Consider the following 11,687-nt stretch of genomic DNA (forward strand, 5'->3'; position numbering starts at 1 on the left):
TCCGAGCGTCCAGAAGATTATCCTGGCCGTCCGCGGCTTCCTCCGTTGGATCGATGGGGAGCGGAAGAAGGTGATTGACCGTCTCTGTGTGAGGCTGTAGGGTAAAACTTTTATTCAACTTATATAGAATGATACTAAGAAATACATGCAGTCATCTTATTCATATGACAAAAGAGGAGGTACGTTATGCCTGAGAAAAAAAGAGGTCCAATGAAATTGTCAGAAATTGGCAATAGCAAGCGAAGTCCGGCCAAACCTGCCGTGACGAAGTACAATCCAACTCCTGCAGCCCCTGAAAAAACCAAAACACCTAGACCAAAAGCACCATCAAAAAAGGTGGTTCAAGCTGACGATAGCTTAAATCCTGCGCAAGATTTACTAGCAAAAGCGCAATTATTGCGTGCGCAAAAACCTTCTATGGAAGTAGATTTTGAGGCACCAGATACGTTAGAACAAGAGCGACAAGCGGCAGTTGATGCTGATATCCAATCTGGTACAATCACCCTGATTGAAGTACAGAAAAAGAATAAAAAACGTTTTAATATTTACTTAAATGATCAATTTGCCTTTGGTATTAGTGAAAATACACTAGTCAAATTTGCCTTACATAAAGGGCAAGAATTGGATAGGGATTTTGTCAAAGATATCAAAGAAGTAGATAAAGCAGATTATGCCTATCAAATAGCAGTTCGATATTTAAGTCATCAACTCCGATCTGAGAAAGAAGTACGAGATAAACTCAAAGAGGAAGCAATCGAACCAGCAGTCATAGAAACAGCGATTGAAAAATTACAAAAAGTCAAACTCATCGACGACACAGTTTATGGCCAGTCCTACACAAGAGCAGCTATGAATATCAATAAAAAGGGGCCAAAAATGATTGAACGCGAATTAAAAAATAAAGGGTTGAATGACGAAGAAATTAGTCAATCAATTGCTGAATATGACCAAGAAATAATGAACGAAAATGCTTTAGACATTGCTGAAAAGTACTTCCAAAAGCAATTGCGGAAAGCGTCGCACCGAAATGCAATTCAAAAAACCAAGCAATATTTAGTGCAAAAAGGCTACGATTCTGACGTGATTCAAGAATTGATGCGCCAATTGTCCGCAGATAATGAGGATGAAGATCAGGAAATGGCCGTATTAATGAAAGATTTAGAAAAATATATGCGTCGCTATCAAAAATTAAAAGTCAAAGACCGTACCTTTAAGGTGAAAGGCATGCTTTATAACAAAGGGTATAGTTCAGAATTAATCAATCAAGCGATTGAAACATTTGAAGAAAACGATTATTAACAAGCAATGTAAGGAGGAGGCTATTTTTTGACAGCTGTAAATCAAGATATTGATATAGCAACCTTTGTAGGTAAATCAGCTATACAAGATTTAGGACCTGAAATTGAAGGGGTTCAAGTGTGGGGACCAGAAACCAACAAGGCTTTTCGTAAAGTATTTTTAACCTGGTATGATGGGGAGAGTAGACGTCTACCTTGGCGGGAATCCAAGGACCCTTACCGTATTTGGATATCAGAAATTATGTTACAACAAACACGTGTGCAAACAGTAATTGGTTATTTTGCTAGATTTCTAGCGGCTTTTCCAACAATCAAAGACTTGGCTGAAGCTGAAGAAGATCAATTATTAAAAGTGTGGGAAGGCTTGGGTTACTATTCCAGAGTCCGCAATATGCAAACTGCGGCCAAGCAAATTATGTCCGAACATGATGGCATATTTCCCAATCAATTAGCAGACATTCAAAAATTGAAAGGGATTGGTCCTTATACGGCAGGTGCGATTGCCTCTATAGCCTTTGGTATTCCAGTACCGGCAATTGATGGGAATGCCATGCGCGTTTTTTCGCGATTATTTATGATTAACGCAGACATTCAAAAACCGGCTAACCGAAAAATATTTGAAGCAATCGGACAATATTTGGTGGACCCAGACCGTCCGGGGGATTTCAACCAAGCCATCATGGATTTGGGTTCTTCTTATGAAACGCCCAAACAAGCAATGCCAGAACTGAGTCCTTTACGAGATTTCACCTTAGCAACTTTGACGGGAACCACGGATCACTATCCAGTCAAGAGTAAAAAGGCTAAAGCCAAGCCCGTGTATTACCATGCATTGGTGTTGAAAAATGCTAAGGGACAAGTCTTGATAGAAAAACGAAGTCAGCATAAATTATTAAAAAATATGTGGACGGTGCCCTTAATTGATGTGAATGATTTTCAAGATTCAGGTCAAACCCCGGATGAAATTGCGCAGTATCTAGTGGCAGAAACAAACGAAACATATGGTATTCAACCGATTTTAATGAAAAAAGAAATTGGTTATGTGAAACATATATTCACCCATTTGATTTGGCATATTCATCTAAATTATGGTCAAATGACTCCACAAGATGAAAAACGAATCAATAATATGATTGCAGCTGGCCAAGGGAACTATGCTTGGGTATCACCACATCAATTCGATCAATTTGCTTTCCCAACTGTGCAAATGAAAATTTGGGCAGCCTATCAGGAATATGTGAAGGCAAAAGAATAAAGTGGATGATGGCAGTCGCTAGCAATTTAAATAAAAAAGTAATCTCAATGAGAAAAAACAAGAGCCTAAGACGGAATGTCTTGGGCTCTTGTTTTGTAATGGACTATTATACTGATAGTCACCACAGTCTTTATCTACGACTTTGACACTACTATGATTTATTTCTTGCGTTTTTGAGTGAGTTGACAATACCGCTCATACCATATATCCACATACTCTTTAGAAAAAGGACCTTTTTCTTCATTAATCCAACGGACAAGTTCTTGTACGTTGTCTTTTAATATAGCATCAATATCTGCAGAATATTCCATCAATTGACGATGGTCTTTATATTCGTCTACATCTAATAGTTTGCGTTTACCATCTGGGAAAATCTTGATATCTAAATCGTAATCGATATATTTCAAGGCTTCATCATCCATGACGTAAGGCGAAGCTAAATTACAATAATATGAAACACCGTTCGGGCGAATCATTGTAATGATATTGAACCAATAGTGTTTATGAAAATATAGTAGGGCAGGTTCTCTGGTAACCCAACGTCTACCATCAAAATCAACTACCAAAGTATGATCATTGCAAGCAATGATACTTTGATCACTTGTTTTTAAAACCATAGAATCTCGCCAAGTGCGATGTAATGACCCATCGTGTTTGTAGCTTTTGACTGTGATGAATTCGCCTTCTTTGGGATTTTTCATCACTAAACCTACTTTCTACACCTAGCTAGGTTGAAACATGAATATTATATCATAATGACATTTGAAAAAGTAGACAAATTGCCCATAGAAACAATCTGACAAATTTTTTTGAAAAAGTTTTCATTTGTTTTAGTAGTTATTTGTTATATGATAGAATAAATATTGAGAAAAGCTTATAAAGGAGCCCATACATGGATAGAAAAGCAAATCGAAAGCAAATGCTTTTAACGATTGTGTTTATCGTTATTAGTTTGGTACTCGTGGGGGGGAGTTATCTTGTTTACCGCTCACGTCAACAGAATATGTTAGCTGAACAAGCAAGTACTTTTTCATCAGTATCAGTGAACTTCGATACGAGCTCAAGTAGCACAACTGATTATGACCCTGAAACCTTGGTAGCTGCCTTCAATGAAAATCGTGCGGAAACAACTGCCTTGAGTTATTTATTCTATGTTCAAAATCAAGAACAAACACCAACAATTACCCTTGCCCGTAATCAAGCTGGACAGGAAGCATGGACAGAAACAATCGCTTCTCGTTTAAAAGAGGTGGGATTGACTGAATCTACTGTGAATGGTGTTGATTGGACGGGATTGACAAGTGCAGATATGATTGCACAATATAGTGGCAGTTTAACAGAGGGTGACCCCCAATTAATCGTAATTCCATCCTTTGTGGAGGAAGATTTCAAAGCAGTTATTTCTGCAGAAGACCATAAAGCCAACTTGGAAGAGTTATACAATACCATTCGTTTAGACTTGCCAAGTGCATTAATTGTATTTGCAGCCTACCCGCCACTTGACCAGGCCTTAGAAGAAAATGATGATTATGCTTCTTATAGACAAACGAGTAAAGATGCAATTAATGATCTTGGGTACAACTTCTTTGATATTCATACGGCATACACTTCAGATCGTGATAAATCTGAAGAAGTAACTTTAGAAAATTCGTATACTGAAGATGGTTTTACTGACGAAGCAAACGAATTAATGTTGAATGTTTTAACACGTCATATCGAAAAGGCGACAATCGATGCAACAAATGGTTACAACGGTGAAAATAAAGATGTTCAAGAATTACAAGCAGCCATTGATGCAAGTTCTGAATCAGAATCAATTGCAGCCGAAGAACAAGCGTCACTAGATGCCGAGTCTGAGTCAATTGCAGCTGAAGAACAAGCGTCACTAGAAGCTGAAGCGGCAGCAGCATCAATTGCAGCCGAAGAGCAAGCCTCTATTGATGCGGAAAATGCAGCGATTGCCGAGTCTGAATCAATTGCAGCTGAGGAAGCGGCGGCAGCAGAAGCAGCAGCGGAAGCATCATATTATGAATCATCTTCAATTGAAAATGATACTACATATACGCCAGAAGTATCTTCTTCAAGCGATAATAGTGCAGTTGATGAAGAATCATCAAGCTTATCTTCTGAAGAAAGTGTCGTTGAATAATTTATTTAATAAACTGAAAAAAACTTCTAAAAGAGTGAATGAAAATGTTTTCACTTTTTTGGAAGTTTTTCTAGTTTTTTGCAAAATTTCTAGTTAGAATAGGAATGAGAAATAAGAGTGTGCCAAAAGCTGTTTAGTATATCAGTATGGTGTTAACTCAAAGGTCAAATGATTATTGATCGTTTGATTTCCTGAACCTACGCAATTGAAGCAAAATAATAACGACATTAACATTTAAATTAGGAAATGAGGCAAATATGGCAAAAGAAATTGCAACTATCCAAGAAATTTTTGACTTGGTGGAAACGGTAGATCCTGAATTAATTCGCTTACGTATGGCCGAAACGATGTCGTCTGACGCTTTTGATAAAGAATATTATTATGATGGATTTTTAGGTTGTAGCTATCACGAAGACCACACATCATTTTGTATCTGGTCACCAACAGCAATAGATGTTGAATTGTTGATGTATGCATCGGATGTTTCAGATGAATATGAAGTTTATGAGATGACTGAGGAAAGCGAGACGGGGACTTACTATGCTCGACTCGAAGGGGATTTTAAGAATACCCCTTATATGTATCGTATCTTTTTCCCAGATTCTACCGTTACGATTACGCAAGATCCATATGCACAAGCTGTAACAGTTAATGGTGGACGATCAGTTGTTGTAGATTTAGATGAAGGTATTCCAGATGACTGGGACAATGATGTTCGTCCAGCGTTCGCAAATGCACGCGATGCCATCATCTATGAAGCTAGTGTTCGGGACCTAACATCTAATATAAATTCTGGTGTCCATAAAGAGTGGCGCGGTAAATATCTGGGGCTGACGCAAGAAGGGAGTCGCACCGCAAACGACTATCCAACTGGACTTGATTACATAGCTGATCTAGGTGTTACCCATATACAACTGATGCCCCTGGCTGATTTTGTAACTGTCGATGAATTGAACGATCAACCTGATAACTACAATTGGGGCTATGACCCCATGCATTATAATGTGCCGGAGGGGTCTTATTCAACTGCGCCTCGTGAACCAGTTGCCCGTTTAAAAGAAATGCGGCAAATGGTTCAAGCGCTGCATAAGAAAGGTTTGCGTGTAATTATGGATGTGGTGTATAACCACGTTTACGAACACGAACGCCACCCATTAAATTTAACCGTACCATACTATTTCTTTAGATATCATAGTAATGGCGTGCTGTCGAATGGATCGGGTGTAGGGAACGAAACCGATTCAACGCGTTTAATGTTCCGCCGCTATATGATTGAGTCTGTCGTATATTGGGCTAAGGAATTTCATATTGATGGCTTCCGGTTTGATTTGATGGGCTTACATGATATCGAAACACTTAATCTCATCCGTGAAGCCCTTGATAAGGTAGATCCGTCAATCCTAATATATGGTGAAGGATGGGATTTAGATACGCTATTAGCTAATGATAAAAAAGCTATACTACGTAATGCCTATAAAACACCGAAAATTTCCTACTTTAATGATCAATTACGCGATGCCATTCGCGGTTCAGATTACGGCGATGCGGCTGATCCTGGCTTTATTACCGGAAAATTTATGACGGAACAAGCTGTCTTAGCGTCATTTTTAGGTGGGGGTAACTTGTCTAAAAGAGATGCAAATATTATTCAAGCGCAACAACTAGTTCAATATATTGAGGTTCACGATAACCGTACCTTGCGTGATAAAATCGCTATGACCCATGGGGAAGAATCTGTTCATTTACGGAAAAGACGCCAATTATTGGGGAACGCCATTATCGCATTTTCAGCAGGGATGCCATTTTTCCAAAGTGGTCAAGAGTTTTTCCGCACCAAACATGGGATTCGTGACACCTATAATGCTGGAGATGAAATTAATAGCATTGATTGGGACTTGATGGCTACAAATATTGATGCGGTTGAATATTTTAAAGGGCTTTTGAAAATTCGGAAGAAATATCCATTCTTTACAGAGGAACACCAAGAAACTTTTATGGAAAATGTTACTGTGATTAAATCTGACTACCAGATTATTGAAGTGCATTACCACACGGCTGAGCAAGAATTGATTATCATCTTTAATGCGCAAGTAAATGATGTTGAAGTGTGGATTCCAGAAGGTGGCTGGCGGACACTTGCACGTGATAATAAGATTGTTGCAGATGAATTCATCCCATTGGTTCAAGGTAACGGCAATACAACAGTCCCAGTCCTATCTACGCTAATTCTAGAACGTGTTCATTAGTAAAATATAGCTACAGAAAAAGGAGCCGAGAAAATTCTCGGCTCCTTTTTCTATCCTTCAATACCTTCTAATGAGTCGGCTTGATAATCATCTTCGTCATGATGAATGCGGTATGAACGGATTAGGGTGTTTAATTTTATTAAGGATTCTTCATATGAAACAAGTTGACCGGTAATCAACATTAAAGCATTCGAACGCTCGAATTCCTCTTGTGTGGCGGTTTGTTTAATCGCAGCATATTCAAAAATGCTATCCATCAGTTCTTGGCGGTAATACTGTGTGGGTTGGAAGAAATTCACTTCAAGTGGTGAAATACGCCCATCAAATTTTAGGAAAATTTGCTCATGTGCCGAACATAACGTTTCGATTCGTTCGCGAATCTGCATTCTCAGTTCATCTGGTAATTGGAACATGATGTTCGTGTGGGTATGTAGGACCGCTAGAAGTGCTAGTGATTGTTGTAGCGACACAATGAAAGCTCGGAAAACAACAAGTTTTCTTTTTAGCATTGGAATTTTACGCTTAGACCAAACATTCTCATCTTTCAACAGGGTATATAATTTTTTTGAATGAGCTATGCGTTTCTCTGCCCACATGATATCAGAAGTTAGGGTAGAGTATTCACCATTTTTCCGAAGTATTGCACGTAATCGAACTAAAACTTCATTTGTCGTTTTGTTGATATCTTCATATAGAATGGCATCATATTTGGGTGGTAAAACAAACACGTTAACGAATAGGGATACGGTAACCCCTAAAAGAGACTCGATGACACGCGAAAGTGCACTTTGCATAATCATGCTAGGGTCATTTAACATGATTACTACTAAGGTAATCGTTGCAAGCGAAATGACATTGGACATTTTCATGGCATTTAAAATACCAATGAACATGGTAATAGTTACCCCAATGATGAGTGCATTATTACCAAAGAAATGAACCATAAATACAGCAACTACACCACCTAAAATCGCAGCAAAAACACGATTAAAGAAAGTGTCAATTGAGCCGCGTACAGTTTGTTGGAGACCTAGAATTGCAGTGAAGGCAGGAATAGCAGGTTCAACAAACGGGAGCCAGTTCGCGAGCATAATACTCAGGGCCACCCCAAGACCCGTTTTAAACATTCGAGCGCCAAGTTTCATTTTTATTCAATCCTTTTATGTTTTCTAAAAATCATCTAATCGCTTTTCATACTATATTACTATGAAATCACATGAAAATCAGCATATGCGCTATAAATTAAAGTATTCCTAACGATTCCCCCAAAAATTATTGTTATAGGGAAGCCGATTTATCAATTCCAGCAATGATTGTTTCCATAATCGTGCTGCGTAAATTCATCGCTTCTGCAGTACGTACTTCTTCGATTGTTGTGCCACCCGGTGTTGAAACCGCATCTTTTAGCGCACCCGGATGCAAATCAGATTCAATAGCTAATTGGGCAGAACCTTTTACAGCCTGTTTGGCAAAGGCCAAAGCTTGTGGACGGGTTAACCCTTTAGCAACACCCGCATCAGCCATTGCTTCAATAATCATGAAAATAATTGCCGGGCTAGAACCTGCAATTCCCGTAAAGGCATCTAATTGAGATTCATTTAAGGGTTCCGCTGTACCAATAGTGTTGAAAATTTGGAGGATGATCGCTTTATCATCATCTGTTAACTGGTCATTAAAGACTACGCCAGAAATACCTTCCCCAACTTGAGCTGGAATATTCGGCATTACACGAGCAAATTTGGCTTGCGCCCCCAATTGACCACTAGCATCCGCTAAGCTATAACCAGTGGCAACCGAAATGACAATCGCATTGGATTGAATCACAGGTTTAATTTCATCAATTACCGTTTTTATCAGGTAAGGTTTCACTGCTAGTATAATAACATCTGCATTTTCAGCAGTAGCAACATTATCTGTTAACACAGGAATACCATATTTTGCACTGTCAGCAGTTGCCTTCTCAGCATTGGCACGAGAAGCGCGTAATTGCGCATTATTTACTTCAGCAGCTTTGATTAAACCATTTAAAATTGCACCGCCCATATTACCAATACCAATAATGGCGATCGTTTTGTTAATTGTTCCCATAATCGTCCTTCTTTCTGGAAAATAGTGACATTTCCTTATCAAGATTATTCTAGCATATACCTGTATTTTTCGCTCTAAGTTAAATACGCACTATCAATCTTTATATCGTCCGTTATAATGAAGGCAGTACAAAAAAGGAGCGAACAAAATTTATGTTTCCGATTCATTATATTCGTGATATTTTCAGCCCGAGTAATATCTTTCACCATCGCTATAAGATGACTTGGTGGAAATCGGTATTTGTTATGGTCATATGGACGATTTTGATGACTTTACCATTTTATTCAACTTTCAAATCAATAGAAGACAAATCGGTCAATCAAGACTTTGATCAATTAACAAACATGTTGCCGGATGATACAGCTAGTCGATTAGCGACTTTAAATTATGATAATGGCGTGTTTGCTTCGGACCTTACTGATCAAATCATCGAAGGAAATGCCATGAAGGTTGTGATGATACCGAGTGCTGATAACATAGAAGGTTATTTAAAAGATAACGAAAGTATCTTACTCATTTTGCCAGATCAATTTGTCTATCAAGTGGATAGTGATACACGCTATACGGCGAATTTACCGCTTGATCTGATGGATCATTTAGGGGATAACGGACAGCTTGTCGAAAGTTTACGTCAAAATTACCATGTTGAAATAAATACGCAGAATTTACAGATGTTAATCATGACACGTCAATTAACCTTCTTTATCTTAGGATTGGGGGGCTTATTGCTAGTAGCGAGTCGTTTAAATATCCTACAAAAACACCACTTCCATGATTTATTTTCTTTTGAATATTGTGTAGGTATGGTTGCAATGGCCATGGGGGTTCCGGCAATTGTTGCTATAATAGTAGGTATTGCTTTTCCAACAACTGCAGTGATGCTACCAATTTTATGGATAGGTACGATAGCAATGTTATACTGGTCATACCGTCAAACAGGCTTTAAGCGTAATACCATGATATAAATTTCATTTACCCTAATGAGGTGAAATGATTTCCATCTGAGAATGTAAAGGGTATAATTCATGTGTAGCATAAGAAACCGTTTTCTATAATAATCACTCGATACGGAGGAAAGATAATGAAAAAAGTTGAAATTGGTCATACAGGCTTATTTGTACCAAACATTGCAGTAGGTTGCATGCGCATTGAAGATAAAAGTGTAGCAGAAGTGCAAGATTTAATTCAAAAATCAGTTGATGCAGGATTAAATTTCTTTGATCACGCTGATATCTATGTAAGAGAACGTGGTGGTGCTGAGAAGTTGTTTGGTGAAGCTTTCGCGGGCTTAGATATCAAACGAGAAGATATCGTCTTACAATCCAAAGTGGGTATCTACTTACCAGGTACGATTAATGACAACAAGCGTAATTACTTTGACTTTTCAAAAGAACATATTCTTACTTCAGTAGATGAAAGTCTTGAACGATTACAAACAGAATATTTAGACATACTATTACTCCATAGAAATGATGCCTTATGGGAACCAGAAGAAATCGCTGAGGCATTCGAAGAATTAGCAGCCAGTGGTAAAGTTCGCCACTTTGGTGTAAGTAACCATACGCCACTACAAGTTGATCTATTGAAACGTTATGTAAAACAAGATATTGTAGCTAATCAAATTCAACTATCACCAGCCCATACTTTAGCATTGGATTACGGCTTCAATGTAAACCGTAAGAATGATGAAGGCATCAATCGTGCAGGTGAATTAATTGATTATGCGCGACTACATGACATGACAGTCCAAGCTTGGTCTCCTATTCAAGGCGAAAATGGCGTATTCTTTAACGATCCAACATACAAAGAACTGAATGAAAAACTTGAAGAAATTGGCGCGCGCTATGGTATTGATAAAGAAGCTGCAGCTATTGCCTGGATTTTAAGAATCCCAGGTCGTACACAAGTGGTATTAGGTACCACTAATATCGACCGTATTTTGAATTATGCTAAAGGTAGTGACATTCAATTTACACGCGAAGAATGGTACGACATTTATCAGAGTGCAGGTAACTTATTACCATAAGAATCAGTAATATTAAAAAAACAGGGACGGACTTTCGGAAACGGAGGTTCGTTTTTCTTTGAAAAGTACCTTTTTTGAAATTTTTAAAGAAATTCACTTGAAAGCTGAAGCATTCCTTGCTATAATTCTTGTTACGGAAATAATTATCTATTGTAATCACGTAAGAAATAAATTTGAGTTTTTTTAAAAATATTATTGACTTACATATTGAATACATGGTATTGTTTAATAGTTGTCGTGAACGCGTTTTAAACGCTGTCATCACAACGAAAAATATTTTTAAATTACTTGTTGACAAGCAGTTGGCTAGTAAGTTATGATATTAAAGTCGCTTCTACAAGAGACGTTAAGCAAGAGAAGTTAAAAAACTTTTTTAAATTTTCTATTGACAAACGTTGAATGAAGATGATATGATATATGAGTTGCTGCAAGGCAACGAAATAGACCTTTGAAAACTGAACAAAGAAGACAAACCAAATTGTGTAGGTGTTCAATCGGTAAGATTGAAACCAACAATTCAGTAACGAAAGTTACTAAAGTAGTGAGAACTACTATAAATAAGTCAGCAAACTTTAATGAGCAATCAAGCTCATGAAAACTTTCATGAGAGTTTGATCCTGGCTCA

The 11,687-nt window shown here is 37.9% G+C and carries 10 protein-coding genes; 6 read left to right on the top strand and 4 right to left on the bottom strand.

All coding sequences use genetic code 11. The features are described 5' to 3' along the window. Positions 1 to 186: 186 nt before the first annotated feature. Together recX and mutY are read left to right on the top strand one after the other, a co-directional pair. Positions 187 to 1,299 carry a recombination regulator RecX gene (recX, locus tag B9P78_RS08155; RefSeq protein WP_094518980.1) on the top strand — a complete coding sequence of 371 codons (1,113 nt, stop codon included), beginning with the start codon at positions 187 to 189 and terminating at the stop codon, positions 1,297 to 1,299. A gap of 27 nt (positions 1,300 to 1,326) precedes the next feature. Next, on the top strand, positions 1,327 to 2,553 hold the full coding sequence (gene mutY, locus B9P78_RS08160; RefSeq protein ID WP_094518981.1) for an A/G-specific adenine glycosylase: 1,227 nt from the start codon (positions 1,327 to 1,329) through the stop codon (positions 2,551 to 2,553). Positions 2,554 to 2,711: 158 nt separating this feature from the next. Here the strand turns inward: mutY and B9P78_RS08165 are convergent, their stop codons facing one another. Continuing rightward, positions 2,712 to 3,254, bottom strand: coding sequence for a DUF402 domain-containing protein (locus tag B9P78_RS08165; protein ID WP_094518982.1), 543 nt, complete (start codon positions 3,252 to 3,254; stop codon positions 2,712 to 2,714). A gap of 191 nt (positions 3,255 to 3,445) precedes the next feature. Here B9P78_RS08165 and B9P78_RS08170 point away from each other — a divergent pair, with 191 nt between their 5' ends. Together B9P78_RS08170 and pulA are read left to right on the top strand one after the other, a co-directional pair. Next, positions 3,446 to 4,702 carry an SGNH/GDSL hydrolase family protein gene (locus tag B9P78_RS08170; protein WP_094518983.1) on the top strand — a complete coding sequence of 419 codons (1,257 nt, stop codon included), beginning with the start codon at positions 3,446 to 3,448 and terminating at the stop codon, positions 4,700 to 4,702. 257 nt (positions 4,703 to 4,959) lie between these two features. Then, entirely contained in the window at positions 4,960 to 6,948 is a 1,989-nt protein-coding gene (gene pulA, locus B9P78_RS08175; RefSeq protein WP_094518984.1) for a type I pullulanase, read from the top strand. Between the two features lie 50 nt (positions 6,949 to 6,998). On the opposite strand, the gene B9P78_RS08180 is transcribed toward pulA, so the two are convergent. Further along, positions 6,999 to 8,093 carry an aromatic acid exporter family protein gene (locus tag B9P78_RS08180; protein ID WP_094518985.1) on the bottom strand — a complete coding sequence of 365 codons (1,095 nt, stop codon included), beginning with the start codon at positions 8,091 to 8,093 and terminating at the stop codon, positions 6,999 to 7,001. A gap of 133 nt (positions 8,094 to 8,226) precedes the next feature. Next, positions 8,227 to 9,036 carry a pyrroline-5-carboxylate reductase gene (proC, locus tag B9P78_RS08185; RefSeq protein ID WP_094518986.1) on the bottom strand — a complete coding sequence of 270 codons (810 nt, stop codon included), beginning with the start codon at positions 9,034 to 9,036 and terminating at the stop codon, positions 8,227 to 8,229. Positions 9,037 to 9,188: 152 nt separating this feature from the next. Here proC and B9P78_RS08190 point away from each other — a divergent pair, with 152 nt between their 5' ends. Both B9P78_RS08190 and B9P78_RS08195 read left to right on the top strand, forming a co-directional pair. Then, a complete protein-coding gene (locus B9P78_RS08190; RefSeq protein ID WP_094518987.1) occupies positions 9,189 to 10,001 on the top strand; it encodes a DUF1189 family protein in 813 nt (270 codons plus the stop codon). 116 nt (positions 10,002 to 10,117) lie between these two features. Beyond that, a complete protein-coding gene (locus B9P78_RS08195; protein WP_094518988.1) occupies positions 10,118 to 11,062 on the top strand; it encodes an aldo/keto reductase family oxidoreductase in 945 nt (314 codons plus the stop codon). Positions 11,063 to 11,422: 360 nt separating this feature from the next. On the opposite strand, the gene B9P78_RS10330 is transcribed toward B9P78_RS08195, so the two are convergent. Then, positions 11,423 to 11,687, bottom strand: a 265-nt coding sequence (locus B9P78_RS10330) for a hypothetical protein (RefSeq protein ID WP_233487809.1), incomplete at its 5' end; no start/stop codon positions are given.

This window comes from Aerococcus sp. 1KP-2016, from assembly GCF_002252085.1.
GTDB lineage: Bacteria > Bacillota > Bacilli > Lactobacillales > Aerococcaceae > Aerococcus.

Coding starts and splice junctions, on each gene's coding strand:
- recX (WP_094518980.1), top strand. CDS start 187: ATGCCTGAGAAAAAAAGAGGTCCAATGAAATTGTCAGAAATTGGCAAT.
- B9P78_RS08165 (WP_094518982.1), bottom strand. CDS start 3,254: ATGAAAAATCCCAAAGAAGGCGAATTCATCACAGTCAAAAGCTACAAA.
- B9P78_RS08170 (WP_094518983.1), top strand. CDS start 3,446: ATGGATAGAAAAGCAAATCGAAAGCAAATGCTTTTAACGATTGTGTTT.
- pulA (WP_094518984.1), top strand. CDS start 4,960: ATGGCAAAAGAAATTGCAACTATCCAAGAAATTTTTGACTTGGTGGAA.
- B9P78_RS08180 (WP_094518985.1), bottom strand. CDS start 8,093: ATGAAACTTGGCGCTCGAATGTTTAAAACGGGTCTTGGGGTGGCCCTG.
- proC (WP_094518986.1), bottom strand. CDS start 9,036: ATGGGAACAATTAACAAAACGATCGCCATTATTGGTATTGGTAATATG.
- B9P78_RS08190 (WP_094518987.1), top strand. CDS start 9,189: ATGTTTCCGATTCATTATATTCGTGATATTTTCAGCCCGAGTAATATC.
- B9P78_RS08195 (WP_094518988.1), top strand. CDS start 10,118: ATGAAAAAAGTTGAAATTGGTCATACAGGCTTATTTGTACCAAACATT.